12 protein-coding genes are annotated in these 14,291 nt (G+C 70.7%); 7 read left to right on the top strand and 5 right to left on the bottom strand.

The annotated features are described in order from the left end of the window. Positions 1 to 9 precede the first annotated feature (9 nt). The 3 genes from JX005_RS02440 to JX005_RS02450 all read right to left on the bottom strand — a co-directional run bounded on the left by JX005_RS02440 (position 10) and on the right by JX005_RS02450 (position 4,099). Positions 10 to 1,365, bottom strand: a complete 1,356-nt coding sequence (locus JX005_RS02440; protein WP_214465802.1) for a hypothetical protein — start codon at positions 1,363 to 1,365, stop codon at positions 10 to 12. Positions 1,366 to 1,466: 101 nt separating this feature from the next. Then, positions 1,467 to 3,185 carry a DEAD/DEAH box helicase gene (locus JX005_RS02445; protein ID WP_214466063.1) on the bottom strand — a complete coding sequence of 573 codons (1,719 nt, stop codon included), beginning with the start codon at positions 3,183 to 3,185 and terminating at the stop codon, positions 1,467 to 1,469. A 311-nt stretch (positions 3,186 to 3,496) separates the two neighbouring features. Then, positions 3,497 to 4,099, bottom strand: coding sequence for a PadR family transcriptional regulator (locus JX005_RS02450; RefSeq protein WP_214465803.1), 603 nt, complete (start codon positions 4,097 to 4,099; stop codon positions 3,497 to 3,499). A gap of 193 nt (positions 4,100 to 4,292) precedes the next feature. Here JX005_RS02450 and secA point away from each other — a divergent pair, with 193 nt between their 5' ends. The 3 genes from secA to JX005_RS02465 all read left to right on the top strand — a co-directional run bounded on the left by secA (position 4,293) and on the right by JX005_RS02465 (position 9,034). After that, complete coding sequence (gene secA / locus JX005_RS02455; protein WP_214465804.1) at positions 4,293 to 7,130, top strand: preprotein translocase subunit SecA; 2,838 nt, start codon at positions 4,293 to 4,295, stop codon at positions 7,128 to 7,130. A 253-nt stretch (positions 7,131 to 7,383) separates the two neighbouring features. After that, on the top strand, positions 7,384 to 8,610 hold the full coding sequence (locus JX005_RS02460; protein WP_214465805.1) for a pyridoxal phosphate-dependent aminotransferase: 1,227 nt from the start codon (positions 7,384 to 7,386) through the stop codon (positions 8,608 to 8,610). Between the two features lie 67 nt (positions 8,611 to 8,677). Beyond that, positions 8,678 to 9,034, top strand: a complete 357-nt coding sequence (locus JX005_RS02465; protein WP_214465806.1) for a hypothetical protein — start codon at positions 8,678 to 8,680, stop codon at positions 9,032 to 9,034. 68 nt (positions 9,035 to 9,102) lie between these two features. Here the strand turns inward: JX005_RS02465 and JX005_RS02470 are convergent, their stop codons facing one another. Beyond that, positions 9,103 to 9,537 carry an Rv3235 family protein gene (locus JX005_RS02470; RefSeq protein ID WP_372447317.1) on the bottom strand — a complete coding sequence of 145 codons (435 nt, stop codon included), beginning with the start codon at positions 9,535 to 9,537 and terminating at the stop codon, positions 9,103 to 9,105. Between the two features lie 135 nt (positions 9,538 to 9,672). On the opposite strand from JX005_RS02470, the gene JX005_RS02475 reads away from it, so the two are divergent. Next, positions 9,673 to 10,278 (top strand): hypothetical protein, encoded by a 606-nt coding sequence (locus JX005_RS02475; RefSeq protein ID WP_214465808.1) that lies wholly within the window; start codon positions 9,673 to 9,675, stop codon positions 10,276 to 10,278. A 75-nt stretch (positions 10,279 to 10,353) separates the two neighbouring features. Here JX005_RS02475 and JX005_RS02480 read toward each other — a convergent pair whose 3' ends face one another. After that, a complete protein-coding gene (locus JX005_RS02480; RefSeq protein ID WP_214465809.1) occupies positions 10,354 to 10,635 on the bottom strand; it encodes a helix-turn-helix domain-containing protein in 282 nt (93 codons plus the stop codon). 98 nt (positions 10,636 to 10,733) lie between these two features. On the opposite strand from JX005_RS02480, the gene JX005_RS02485 reads away from it, so the two are divergent. Genes JX005_RS02485 through JX005_RS02495 form a run of 3 tightly spaced genes read left to right on the top strand, consistent with a single transcriptional unit; the run spans position 10,734 to position 14,125 of the window. Continuing rightward, complete coding sequence (locus JX005_RS02485) at positions 10,734 to 11,363, top strand: SAF domain-containing protein (protein ID WP_214465810.1); 630 nt, start codon at positions 10,734 to 10,736, stop codon at positions 11,361 to 11,363. After that, on the top strand, positions 11,360 to 12,628 hold the full coding sequence (locus tag JX005_RS02490) for a CpaE/TadZ family protein (RefSeq protein ID WP_214465811.1): 1,269 nt from the start codon (positions 11,360 to 11,362) through the stop codon (positions 12,626 to 12,628). The genes JX005_RS02485 and JX005_RS02490 overlap by 4 nt, the downstream gene beginning before the upstream one ends. A 9-nt stretch (positions 12,629 to 12,637) precedes the next feature. After that, positions 12,638 to 14,125 carry a sensor histidine kinase gene (locus tag JX005_RS02495; RefSeq protein WP_214465812.1) on the top strand — a complete coding sequence of 496 codons (1,488 nt, stop codon included), beginning with the start codon at positions 12,638 to 12,640 and terminating at the stop codon, positions 14,123 to 14,125. Positions 14,126 to 14,291 lie beyond the last annotated feature (166 nt).

The raw sequence follows: 14,291 nt of genomic DNA on the forward strand, positions 1-14,291 counted from the left end.
GTCGACGAGTCAGTCGATGAAGCCGTCGAGGATGCTGCCGATCACGAGACCGCCGAGGATGCCGCCCATGAGGTCGCCGCCGCCGCGGCGGCCGCCGCCCCAGCCCTGCTGCTGCGGACCGCCCCATTGATCGGGACCGCCCTGCGGGCGCGAGGCGTCGATGTCGCGCTGCGCGAGCTGCAGCGCCTCGCCTGCCAGGAACGCCACGCGGCGCGACATCGCCATGGCCTGCTCGCGGTGATCCTCGTCGATGGTGGTCGCAGCGGAGGCCGACATGCCGAGGTAGCGGTCGAGGTCGATCCGGATGCGCTCGGCCTCGGCCAGGCGTGTGCGCGCGTCGGCGCCGATCCACCCGCGGTGCCCGGCGATGACGTCGCGGGCGACCGCGAGCTGCCGGTCGCCGTCGTCGATCGAGTGCCGCACGTGCTCGAAGGCGGGAATCGGTCGCGCGGCGCGCTCGCGCGCCTTCGCGATGGCCTCGTCGAGGCCGGCGTTCGCCTCGCGCAGGCGCGAGAGCAGGCTGAACGGGTTGGTGTTGACGCCGGCGGCCGGCAGCGACGCCAGGGCGTCCTGGAGCTTGGAGATCGCGGCGCTCACGGCCGGGCTGTGCGGCTCCCTGAGCGCGACCACGATGTCGTCGCGCGAGTCTTCGACGATCGCGGACAGCGTCGACTCCGCACGCAGGGCCTCCACTTCGAAGGTCTCGACCGCGTCGATGAGTGTCGCCGCTCGGCGCGCGGCTTCGGTGCAGGCCTCGAGGGCGAGATTCGCCTGCTCGCGCTGACCGGCCTCACGGCGGCGCTCGGCGATCCCGGCGCTGTGCTCGGCGAATCCGATCAGCTGCTCGGCCTCGGCGGGATTGGCCTCGACCTGGGCGAGCGCCTCCGCCGAATAGCGCGCGGCCAGGCGCTGGACCGTCTCGCGCGCCTGGGGGAGCCGGGCACGCAGGCGCTCGGCATCCGCTCGCACTCCCGCGATGATCTCGGGAGCCCGGCGCGCCCGCTCGATCGGCGCCGCGAGCGCCGAAGTGCGGTCGTCGAGCAGGTCTTCGGCCCACTCGCACAGCTGGACGATGCGCGCGTTTCGGGTGCGCAGCTCTTCCGGGGTGTCGGGGATCTCGTCGTGGTTCAGCTGGTGCAGGTGGAAAGCCTCGGACATATGGGTGCGCACCGACTCGAGGGCGTCGCGGAGCTCTCGGGTGGGTTCCGCGCCCAACTCGGCTTCGGCGAAGGCGAGTTCGTCGGTGGTCACCCGGATGCGCTCATCGGCCGAGACGAGTGCAGAGCGGGCGCGGCGTGCCAGATCGGCGTCCTGCGCCTCGAGCTCTTCGTTCTCACGTTTGCGTTTGCCCCAGAATCCGGCCATGCCTTCGATCCTATGGGCGGTGACGGGGAGCAGGCTGAGCGTCGGGGTCGCCTGTGGACGCCGGCTGCCGACCGCCGCCGCCGCGACGCGCGGACCCGCCGTCAGTCGCGGTGACGGGGCTTGCGTGCGGGGCGGTCGTCGTCGTCGCGGCGTCGGCCGGGACCGCCGGTGTCGAGCCGCAGCTCGATGAGCCGGCCCGAGATGCGCGTGTCGGTCAGTCGCTCCAGCGTTCCGCGCGGCAGATCGGCGGGCAGCTCGACGAGCGAGAAGTCCGGGCGGATCTGGATCGCGCCGAAATCGTCACGGCGCAGGCCGCCCTCGTTCGCGAGGGCGCCGACGATCTGGCGCGGCTCGACGCGGTGACGCTTGCCGACGGCGATGCGGTACGTCGCCATCCCCTCGCGCGGCGCGCGCTGGCGGCGCTCAGGCCGGTCACCGCGATCGTCGCGGTCGAACCGACCGCCGCTCGCGCGGTCGTCGCGGGTGCGCGGCTCGTAGCGGGGACGCTCGGGCTCCGGCTCGAGGAGGAGCGGCGACTCACCCTGTGCCACGACAGCGAGCGCGGCGGCGACGTCGACCTCGGGCACGTCGTGGTTGCGCACGTAGTGGGCGACGATGTCACGGAAGCGGTCGATGCGCTGGGACTCGGCGAGCGCGGCGGTGATGCGGTCGTCGAAGCGCGAGAGGCGCGTGACGTTGACCTCGTCGACGCTGGGCAGCTGCATCTCGGTGAGCTCCTGGCGGGTCGCGCGCTCGATGGCGCGCACGAGCCCGCGCTCGCGCGGGGTCACGAAGCTGATCGCGTCGCCGGTGCGGCCGGCACGGCCCGTGCGGCCGATGCGGTGCACGTACGACTCGGTGTCGGTCGGGATGTCGAAGTTCACCACGTGCGAGATGCGCTCGACGTCGAGGCCTCGGGCCGCGACATCCGTCGCCACCAGGATGTCGAGCTTGCCCGATTTGAGCTGATTGACGGTGCGCTCGCGCTGCACCTGCGCGACGTCGCCGTTGATTGCGGCGGCGGAATACCCGCGGGCGCGCAGCTTCTCGGCGATCTCCTCGGTGACGCTCTTGGTGCGGCCGAAGACGATCATGCCGTCGAAGTTCTCGACCTCGAGGATGCGCGTGAGCGCGTCCATCTTCTGCTGGAACGACACGATGAGGTACCGCTGCGTGATCGTCGCCGAGGTCGTGGTCTTGGTCTTGACCGTGATCTCTTCGGGATCGTGGAGGTACTGCTGCGACATGCGGCGGATCGTCGCCGGCATGGTCGCCGAGAAGAGGGCGACCTGCTTCGTGTCGGGGGTCTCCGCGAGGATCGTCTCGACGTCCTCGGCGAAGCCCATCTTGAGCATCTCGTCGGCCTCGTCGAGCACCAGGTACGTCAGCTCCGACAGGTCGAGGGTGCCCTTGTCGAGGTGGTCCATGATGCGGCCGGGCGTTCCGACGACGATGTGCACGCCGCGACGCAGCGCCGACAGCTGCACGCCGTAGCCCTGACCGCCGTAGACGGGAAGGACGTGCACGCCCTTCAGGTGCGACGCGTACTTCTCGAACGCCTCGCAGACCTGCAGCGCCAGCTCGCGGGTCGGGGCGAGCACGAGCGCCTGCGGCTTCTTCTGCGACAGGTCGAGGCGGTCGATGATGGGCAGCGCGAAGGCGGCCGTCTTGCCGGTTCCGGTCTGCGCCAGCCCGACCACGTCGCGCCCGGCGATGAGCGGAGGGATCGTGGCCGCCTGGATGGCGGAGGGGGTCTCGTAGCCGACATCGCGCAGCGCCTTGAGCACTGCGTCACCCAATCCGAGATCGGAGAACGTCATCGCTGCGGGCTCTGCGGGAGCCTCGGCCACGATCGTGGAGTCGCTTTCGGTCACGCTTCAGGGTAGTCCGTGCCGCCTGTGAGGCGACAGGATGCCGCGGCCGCGGCATCCGCTTTCCTTCCCGTGAGCGACCGCGGCTCCGGTCAGCGGGGGCGGACCGACTGCGCGGCGAGCTCGGTGATGTCTATCGGCTGCGTCGGGGGCAGGTGGATGGCGGCGGGGTCGATCGCGGGCACAGCGGGGGTCATGACACGTCCTCTCCAGCGGGGTTCACCTGTAGGTGTCGGGCTGGGGGCGGTTCGTCTCACTTCTCAGGCGACGGATGCCTCGACCCTCGCTGGACGGCCGCGCTTGGGTCGCTCGGTGGAGAGGCCGAGCGCCATCCCATGATCGGGATGCCGGGCGAGGCGCTGCTCGGTGTGGTCCAGCCAGCGCAGTTCGGCCTCGGCCGCGCAGACCATCGAGTCGACGACGAGCGACCAGGCGAGCTCCTCGGGGCCGTCGGCCTTCGCGCCGGCGTACTCCGCGCGGTTCAGCGACTCGAGCTGGCCGAGGGAGGCGCGGCGCTGCGCCTGGATGATCTCCGCCACGTCGACCCCCGGCAGGGTGGCCGCGACGGCGAGCTTGATCGCGAGCTCGTCGCGCGTTCCCTGCGAACGTGCGACGGGGGCGCCCAGCCACTGGCGGACGACGGCGGCTCCGGCATCCGTGATCTGCCAGTACACATGGCCGTGCTCGTCGATCTCGCCCTTCGCCACGAGGCCGTCGCGCTCGAGGCGGTCCAGCGTGTTGTAGATCTGGCCGACGTTGAGCGGCCACGTCGAGCCGGTGCGGCGGTCGAACTCGGCGCGCAGCTGGTAGCCGTAGCACGGCCCCTGGTCGAGGATGGCCAAGAGGCTCTGCCGGACCGACATGGTTCTCCGTTCGATTGTGCATACCCCGTATCTGGTTGCCGAGTATATGCATACCGGGCATCGATTCGACGGCCGCCGTGCACACCCAGCGCACACCAAGGTCACGGGTGGATAACATAGGCAGGTATGTCTGGGGCCATGCGCCCCGGCGGCACCGGCGCCGTTCGCGCCACCCGACAGATGGAGACACTCCGTGGCAAACCCCCTCGAGAAACTGCTTCGCGCCGGCGAGGGTCGCATCCTCCGGCGGCTGCAGCAGGTCGTCAAGGCGGTCAACGCCCTCGAAGAGGACTACGCGCACCTCACCGACGAGGAGCTGCGGGGCGAGACCGTCGAGCTCCGCGCCCGCTTCGAAGCCGGCGAGACGCTCGACCAGCTCATGCCCGAGGCGTTCGCCGCCGTCCGCGAGGCCGCGAAGCGCACGCTGGGCCAGCGCGCGTACGACGTGCAGATCATGGGCGGCGCCGCGCTCCACCTCGGCAACATCGCCGAGATGAAGACCGGTGAGGGCAAGACGCTCACCGGTGCGTTCCCCGTCTACCTCAACGCGATCGCCGGCAAGGGCGTGCACGTCGTCACGGTCAACGACTACCTCGCGTCGTACCAGGCAGAGCTCATGGGCCGCATCTATCGCGCGCTCGGAATGACGACGGGCATCATCGTCGCGGGCCAGGTGCCCGAGGTCCGGCGCGAGCAGTACAACGCCGACATCACCTACGGCACGAACAACGAGTTCGGGTTCGACTACCTGCGCGACAACATGGCGTGGCGAAAGGAGGACCTCGTCCAGCGGGGCCACTTCTACGCGATCGTCGACGAGGTCGACTCGATCCTCATCGACGAGGCGCGCACGCCGCTCATCATCTCGGGTCCGTCCTCGGGCGAGGCCAACCGGTGGTTCGTCGAGTTCGCCAAGATCGCGAAGACCCTCGAGGTCGGCGTCGACTACGAGGTCGACGAGAAGAAGCGCACCATCGGCGTGCTCGAGCCCGGCATCGAGAAGGTCGAGGACTACCTCGGCATCGACAACCTCTATGAGTCGGCGAATACGCCGCTCATCTCGTTCCTCAACAACTCGATCAAGGCGCTCGCGCTGTTCAAGCGCGACACCGACTACGTCGTGATGAACGACGAGGTCATGATCGTCGACGAGCACACCGGCCGCATCCTGGTCGGCCGTCGGTACAACGAGGGCATCCACCAGGCGATCGAGGCCAAGGAGGCCGTTCCGGTCAAGGCCGAGAACCAGACGCTCGCCACTGTCACGCTGCAGAACTACTTCCGCCTGTACGACAAGCTCGCCGGCATGACCGGTACCGCCGAGACCGAGGCGGCCGAGTTCATGTCGACGTACCAGCTCGGCGTCGTGCCGATCCCGACGAACAAGCCGATGATCCGCAAGGACCAGTCCGACCTCGTCTACAAGAACGAGCAGGCCAAGTTCGCGCAGGTGGTCGAAGACATCGCGCAGCGCAACGCGGTCGGCCAGCCGGTGCTCGTCGGCACGGTGAGCGTCGAGAAGAGCGAGTACCTGTCGCGCCTGCTCGCCAAGAAGGGCATCAAGCACGAGGTCCTCAACGCGAAGAACCACGCACGCGAGGCCGAGATCGTCGCCCGCGCGGGCCGTGTGGGCGCCGTCACCGTCGCAACGAACATGGCCGGTCGAGGCACCGACATCATGCTCGGCGGCAACGCCGAGTTCCTCGCCGTGCAGGAGATGAAGGCGAAGGGCCTCGACCCGGTCGAGACGCCCGACGAGTACGAGGCCGAGTGGGACGCTGTTTACGACATGATGCGCGAGCGCGTCGCCGAGGAGAGCACCCAGGTCGTCGAGGCCGGCGGACTCTACGTGCTCGGCACCGAGCGCCACGAGTCGCGTCGCATCGACAACCAGCTGCGCGGCCGCTCCGGCCGACAGGGTGACCCGGGTGAGAGCCGCTTCTACCTCTCGCTGACCGACGACCTCATGCGACTCTTCCAGTCGGGCGCAGCCGAGGCCATCCTCGCCCGCACGAACTTCCCCGACGACGTGGCGATCGAGTCCGGCATGGTCTCCCGCGCCATCAAGTCGGCGCAGAGCCAGGTCGAGGCCCGCAACGCCGAGATCCGCAAGAACGTCCTCAAGTACGACGACGTCCTCAACCGGCAGCGCGAGGCGATCTACTCCGACCGCCGCCACATCCTCCAGGGCGACGACATCGCCGACCGCGTGCAGCACTTCATCGAAGACGCCATCAACGCCGTCATCGACGACCACACCGGCTCGGGCCACAACGAGAGCTGGGACTTCGACGCCCTCTGGACCGAGCTCAAGACGCTCTACCCGGTCAGTGTGACGATCGATGAGGTCGTCGCCGAGGGGGCCGGCCGCAAGGGCGGCATCACGGCCGACGGGCTCAAGCGCGAGATCCTCTCCGACGCGCGGATCGCGTACGCGAAGCGCGAGGAGAGTCTCGGCACGGCCGCCACGCGCGAGCTCGAGCGCCGGGTCGTGCTGCAGGTCCTCGACCGCCGCTGGCGCGACCACCTCTATGAGATGGACTACCTCAAGGACGGCATCGGCCTGCGCGCCATGGCTCAGCGCGACCCGCTGATCGAGTACCAGCGCGAGGGCTACCAGATGTTCCAGTCGATGATGGGGCAGATCAAGGAGGAGTCGGTCGGCTACCTGTACAACCTCGAGGTCGAGGTCCGGCGCCAGGGCGAGGGCGAGGCCGAGGTCGACGCCAAGGGCCTCGGCGCGATCCCCGCGGCTCCGCAGGGCCTGGAGTACTCGGCGGCGAACGACGCCGGCGAGGTCGAGGTGCGCAACGACCGCGGTCAGGTGCAGCAGGCGGCGACGAACCGCGTCCGCCAGGCGGCTGCCGCCGCGTCGGCCGCGCAGGCCGCCGCACAGGCTCCGGCCGCCGCTCCCGCCGCCGAGCCGCAGCGCGGAGCCTTCGGACAGCGTACCGACGGCGGAGGACAGGCGCCGCAGCAGGCCCCGCTGAACCGCGCCCAGCGCCGCGCGGCCGAGCAGAACAAGAAGTGAGTCGGGCCGCGGCCGGGCCGCGGCATCCGCTCTCTCTTCCGGTTCTCTCCATTTCCTTCCCACGCTCTTCCTTCCCCGCTTTTCCACTTGCCCAGATCAGGTGATCTGGCGGACACAGGACGATCCCGCCCGTATCCTCCTGTCCACGCCAGATCACCTGTTCTCGTTCACGACGGTGGGCGCCGGCGGGCCACGTACGTGACCGGCCACGCGGCGTCGATTGGCCTTCGCCGGGCGCCGGTATCCTGATCCGATGAGTCCCCTCCGCCCGCTCGACCAGTCCAGCAAGCTCAAGGATGTGCTCTACGAGATCCGCGGGCAGGCACTGGTCGAGGCCGACCGGCTGGAGGACGAGGGCCATACGATCCTCAAGCTCAACACGGGCAACCCGGCGGTGTTCGGCTTCGAGGCACCGTTCCAGATCGTGCGCGACATGCTCGAGGCCGTTCCGCACGCGCACGGCTACAGCGACAGCCGCGGCATCGTGTCCGCCCGCCGCGCCGTCGTCTACCGCTACGAGCAGGACCCGACCTTCCCGCCCTTCGGCCCCGACGACGTCTACCTCGGCAACGGCGTGTCCGAGCTCATCACGATGGTGATGCAGGCGCTGCTCGACGAGGGCGACGAGGTGCTCATCCCGGCGCCCGACTACCCGCTGTGGACGGCCATGACGAGCCTGGGCGGCGGCACTCCGGTGCACTATCTCGCCGACGAGCAGAACGGCTGGCAGCCCGACCTCGACGACATCCGCGCGAAGGTGACGCCCCGCACCAAGGCGATCGTCGTGATCAACCCCAACAACCCGACCGGCGCGGTGTACTCGCGCGAGGTGCTCGAGGGCATCGCCGAGATCGCGCGCGAGAACTCGCTGCTCGTGCTGTCGGACGAGATCTACGACCGCATCCTGTTCGACGAGGCCGTGCACATCCCGATGGCATCGGTCGCGCCCGACCTGCTGGTGCTCACGTTCAACGGCCTGTCCAAGACCTACCGTGTCGCCGGATACCGCTCCGGGTGGCTCGTGATCACCGGGCCGAAGTCGCACGCCGCCGGCTTCCTCGAGGGGATCACCCTGCTGGCGTCGACGCGGCTGTGCCCGAACGTCCCCGCACAGCACGCGGTGCAGGCGGCGCTGTCGGGCGTGCAGTCGATCGACGCGCTGATCGCCCCCACGGGGCGGCTGCACGAGCAGCGCGATGCGGCGTGGGAAGGCCTCGAGGCGATCCCCGGCGTCACCTGCGTGCGGCCGCAGGGCGCGCTGTACGCGTTCCCGCGCCTCGATCCCGAGGTGTATGACATCCGCGACGACGGCAAGCTCGTCTACGACTTCCTCGTGGCCGAGCACGTGCTGCTCGTCCAGGGCACGGGCTTCAACTGGCCGACCCCCGATCACCTTCGCATCGTCACGCTGCCCGAGGCGCGCGTGCTGTCGGAAGCCATCGAGCGTCTCGGCAACTTCCTGTCGTCGTACAAGCAGTGAGGGAGCGGATGCCGCGGCATCCGTCAACCCCTCCCGCTGCGCCCGGCCACCGACGTAGCGTCGCACCATGGCCATCGAATTGAATCAGCCGGCCCTGCGTCACGCGCGTGCACTGGTCCGCGAGGGCAAAGTGGTGCGCGACGAGCGCGATGCATGGTCGGAGGCGGCGCCGACCGCGGACGAGGAGAACGCCTTCATCGAGAAGGAGGGGTGGACCGAGTACTCCCACTGGCACCTCGGCATCGACAAGAGCGAGGATCGCGAGACCAAGGGCGCCTACTCGTTCCCGTTCGGCGACTTCCGCAAGGTGCATCGGTCGGGCGTGATCTCGGGCGAGAGCCGCGCCGGCCAGTACGACCACGATGAGATCCGCGACGCTCTCAAGGCGCTCCTCGACCTGATCGACGAGGACGCCGAGCGCTGACGGCAGGGCCGGCCACGACGCTGTGACAGGCCCTGGCGTCAGTCTGGGGGGCGGGGCGAGCCGGCTCGCTACAGCAGCGCGAGGGATGTCGCGCGCCAGCGCCCGTCCATGCCCTCGAGGCGCAGCGCCACGGCGCGCGTGCGCGCGGGGCCCTGCACGATCACGACCGACTCGACGACGCCGTCGGCGGGCGTCGAGTGGTGCACCGAGAGGATCGCGTGAACCGGGCGCCTCGCAGGCACGCCGCGCGCGTTGCGGGCTCGGGCGGCGAGGTTCGATCGCGTGACGAGCTTTCGATACGGATCTTCGGTGAGCCAGCGTGCGAGCTGGTCGACTTCGCGCACGCCCGCGAGCACTTCGAGCACACCGCGTGTGATGTTGCGGAGGAACGGTTCGGGCTCGGGGAGAGCGGTGGACGGCGTCCGTTGCGGCGCGAAGAACTCGGAGAGCTCGACGGCGCCGCCGGGCGCGCGGAAGACGCGGGCTGAGCCCGCGGGCGTCATTGCCATGGGTGCCTATCTCGACAGGGGGGATGTCTTGCGGCCAGTAGAACACACGGTCGACTCACAACGAGAACCGAGAAGGGCCGCTGTGGATAACTTGTTAGCCACTCGTGATGTTTGGCCTACTCTCGCTGGGTGCGCTGGGACCGGTTCTTCGACGACCTCGAAGACCAGCTCGCCTCCGAGTGGGAGGCGGAGCGCGCCGCGCTCGACACCGAGGCCGAGCGGCTGCGGCTGTCGCGGGTGGCGCTGCACGAGCGGCTGGGTGAGCTGACGGGGAGGGATGCCGCGGCCGCGGTCGTCGTGATCGAGCTGTCCGACGGCACCGCGCAGCGCGCCACCGTGACCGGCGTCGGCGCAGACTGGGTCGCCCTGCGGCCGGTTGAGGGGCGCGGGGGTGCGGTCGTCGCGCCGTTCGCGGCCATCGTCGGTATCGGGATGCCGCATCACGACCTGCTGCGCAGCGCGCGACCGGCGGCACCGCGCTCGGCACTCGCCGAGCGGATGACGTTCGGCTTCGTCCTGCGCGACCTGGTCCGCCGCCGCGCGGGCGTGGTCGTCCATCTGTCCTCGGGCAGAGCGCTGACCGGCACGATCGATCGAGCCGGCGCCGATCACTTCGACCTCGCACTGCACGAGCCCGGAACGCCTCGACGCGCCGACGCGATCGCGGGACATCGCATCGTGCCGTTCGCCGCGGTCGCGTGGGTGCGGGTCGAGGGGAGCGCCCCGGCTCTGTGACCCGGGGCGGCCGGGTGGCACCGGGCGCGCCGGTGCCAAGGCGTGCGGGCGCCCGCCGCCCAGGCGTGCGGGCCGTCAGTCGGGGTGGCGGACGGAGCCCGTGCCCCACAGCTCGGGGAAGCTCGCGTTCTGCGCCTGCTGCCACAGCGCGGTGCGGCGGGCCTCCTCGGCCTGGTCGTCGAGGTAGGCGGCGACGCTCGCCTCCTCCACACGCCAGCGCGTGGGAGAGCCGACTCGCATGCCTCGCAGGCGACCGTCAAGGACGAGCGCCATGACCTCGTCGACCGACACGCCGAGTACCTCTCCCACCTGGGCGGGAGCGAGCAGACGCACGTCCGAAGTCGGGATTTCGGGCATGCCCCCATTATGGCCTCGCCCCGGAGCAGCGGGCTCGGGCGCCATGCGGCTGTGGATAAAGAAATCGGCCGATCGGCGGCCTGGGTGACGATGGGTGGATGACCGCCCTCGACGCCCCCCGCACCCCTCGCCGAGCCTTCTGGGGAGACGCCCGATTCCTCCTCGGCGTGCTGCTGATCGTCGCCTCCGTCGCCGGCGTGTGGTTCGTCGTCTCGGCTGCGAGACAGACCGCACCCGCGTTCGCGGCCGCCCGCACGATCGTCCCGGGTGAGGCCATCACGGCCGACGACCTGCGTGAAGTGGATGTCGCCCTCGGGTCGCTCGGCGTCTCATACCTGACGCCCGGTCAGCTCGACGGCGACGTCGTCGCCACCCGCACGATCGCCGAGGGCGAGCTCGTCCCGTCCGCCGCAGTGGGCGATGCGACGGGATCCCGCACGACCAACGTCGTGGTGCGCAGCGCCGTCGAGGTTCCGTCATCGGTCGACACCGGCTCCGTGGTCGAGGTGTGGGCGGCGCCGCTGGAGGAAGGAGGCGACTACGCCAAGCCACGCATCCTGGTCGCCGACGCGACGGTCGTCTCGGTCGTCCGCGACGACTCGATGATGGGAGGCGGCGCTTCGGCGGTGGAGCTCGTGATCCCGCGAGCGGATGTCGCGGCCGCGCTGGCCGCCATGGCCGACCAGTCGGCGCTCTCGGTCGTTCCGACGGCGGGCGCGGGCTCGTGAAGGTCGTCGTCGCAGTCGACGTGGGGCACGCGCTGGCCGACGGCCTGCGCCGCGAAGGGCTCGACATCGTGGCGGTGGTCGAGGCATCCGCTCTCTCGTTCGTCGCCGGTGACGGCCCGTCCGGCTCGGAGGGCGAGCGGGTGCTGCGGGCTGTCGCCGACGCCGATGCGGTGGTGCTCGAGGTCACGCGCGACACCGTGACCGCCTCGGTCGTCGCGCTGTGCGACCGCGCCTCGACGCGGATCGTGCCGCTGTGCGCCGACCCGGCGTCGGAGCGGCTGGCGGCGGCATTCGGGCTCGAGCGGGCGGTCGGTATCGACGTCGAGCCGTGGCGCCTGGCCGACGTGCTGGCGTCCACGCCTGCGCCGGCGGCCGCTCCGGAGGCGTCGGCGCCGTCCGCTCCTCGGGTGATCGTCGTGTGGGGTCCGGCGGGCGCACCGGGTCGCTCGACCGTGGCGATCGAGCTCGCCGTGGAGCTGGCACGCGGCGGCCGGCACGTCGGCCTCGTCGACGCCGATACGCACGCGCCGTCGATCGCGCTCGCCCTCGGACTGGCCGACGAGGGCCCCGGCTTCGCGGCGGCCTGTCGTCAGGCGGAGCTCGGAGGACTCGACGCGCGGGAGCTGTCCCGCGTGAGCACGCCCCTCGGTCGGTCGGGGGTGGACGTGCTGACCGGCATCAACCGGCCGTCCCGCTGGCCGGAGCTGAGTGAGCGGCGCGTCGAGGGCGCACTCGCGGTCTGCCGCGACTGGGCCGACTTCACCGTCGTCGACGTCTCCTCGTCGCTCGAGCGTGACGAGGAGATCATGAGCGACCTCGACGGTCCCCGTCGCAACGCCGCGACGCTGGGCGCACTGCGCTCGGCCGACCTGGTCGTGGCCGTGGCCGGTGCGGACCCGGTCGGGGTGTCGCGCTTCCTGCGTGCGCACTCCGAGCTGCGCGCCACGATAGGTGCGACGCCGATCGCGGTCCTGGCCAACCGGCTGCGTCCCGGTGCCCTCGGCATCGACGCCCGCGGTCAGGTCCGCCGCACCCTGGACCGCTTCGGCGGCATCGAGGACGTGTGGTTCCTGCCGCAGGACCCGAGGTCGGCCGACGCGGCGCTGCTCGCCGCCCGGCCGATCGCCGAGGTCTCGCCGAAGTCTCCGATGACGCTCGGGCTGCGCCGGTTCGTGGGCGAGGCTATCGTCGCGCCTCCCGCCGCGGAGCGCCCGGCACGGCGTCGTCGCGTCCCGTCGACGGAGCGTCTCGCGCGCGCCGTCTAGGCTGGGAGCGTGTCGACCCTCAGCGATCTCGTGTACGCCCAGGGCCGTTCGAGCGCGGAGGACGTCGAGTGGCTCCATCGTCTCGCCGGCGACGGACAGCTCCTCGCCGATCTGGCCTTCGCGGACATCGTGCTGTGGGTCCCGACATCCGATGACTCCTTCGTCGCTGTGGCGCACACCCGCCCCAGCGGCGCGGCCACGCTCTTCTACCGCGACATCGTCGGCGACCGCGTGCGTCCGCAGTGGCGGACGCAGGTGCGCGACGCCTTCGCGACCGGGCGCATCGTCGACTCCGCCTCACCCGACTGGTTCGAGGAGACCCCGACGCGTGTGCGCGCCGTCCCGGTCGTGCGGTCGGGCGCGGCTGAGGGCCTGCAGACGGTCGGCGTACTGACGCGTCACACCAACCTCGGCGAGGCGCGCACGCCGTCGCGTCAGCAGATCACGTTCAACGACTGCGCCGACGAGCTGTTCGGAATGGTGGCGACGGGGGACTTCCCCGACATGAACGCGCCGACCTCGCCGCGCCGCGGAGCGCCCCGAGCCTCGGACGGGCTCGTGCGCCTGGACGTCGACGGCATGACGACGTTCGCGAGCCCCAACGCGCTCTCGGCGTTCAACCGGCTCGGATTCGACGACGAGCTCGAGGGCGAGTCGCTCGTCGAGGTCGTGACGCGCATCCTGCCCGGCAAGCGCCAGTTCGACGAGTCACTCCCCGTCGTGGTGGCCGGCCGCGCGCCGTGGCGCTCGGACATCGAGGCGCGCGGCGTCACGGTGTCGCTGCGCACGATCCCGCTCCGAGATCACGGCAAGCGCATCGGCGCGATCGTGCTCTGCCGCGACGTCACCGAGATCCGCCACCAGGAGCAGGAGCTCATCACCAAGGATGCGACGATCCGCGAGATCCACCACCGCGTCAAGAACAACCTGCAGACGGTCGCATCGCTACTGCGCATCCAGGCGCGCCGCTCCCACAGCGAAGAGGCGCGCGAGGCGCTGACGCAGGCCATGCGCCGCGTGTCGGCGATCGCCGTGGTGCACGACACGCTGTCCGAGGGGCTGGCGCAGAACGTCGACTTCGACGAGGTGTTCGACCGCGTGCTGAAGCTCGTCGCCGAGGTGGCAGCCGCCCCCAACACGCGCGCGAAAACCCACTCGACGGGGCGCTTCGGCACGCTGCCGAGTGAATACGCGACGCCGCTCGCGCTCGCCCTGACCGAGCTCGTCACGAACGCCGTCGAGCACGGGCTCGCCGGTCAGGAGGGCGACGTCGAGATCATCGCCGAGCGCACCGACGAGCACCTCGAGGTGCGCGTGCGCGACACCGGCTCCGGTCTGCCCGAGGGGCAGGTGGGTCGCGGCCTCGGCACGCAGATCGTCCGCACGCTCATCCAGGGCGAGCTGGGCGGCACGATCGACTGGCACACCATCATGGGCAGCGGCACCGAGGTCACGATCGAGATCCCGCTGCGCTACATCGAGCGCTCGCGCGACTGAGCGACCCGGCGCTCGGCGCCAGCGTGTCTCACTTGCGGCGGCTTGCGCGGTCGTCGCCCACAGTTTGTGCGACACAGCGCAGCGCCGCGTCGCACTCGGTGTGGGTGATGGATGCCGCGACCCGCCGTTTGTGAGACACGGCGTGTACGCCAGCTGCAGGCCCGCC

The organism is Microbacterium flavescens (assembly GCF_018588945.1).
Classification (GTDB): Bacteria; Actinomycetota; Actinomycetes; order Actinomycetales; family Microbacteriaceae; genus Microbacterium; species Microbacterium flavescens.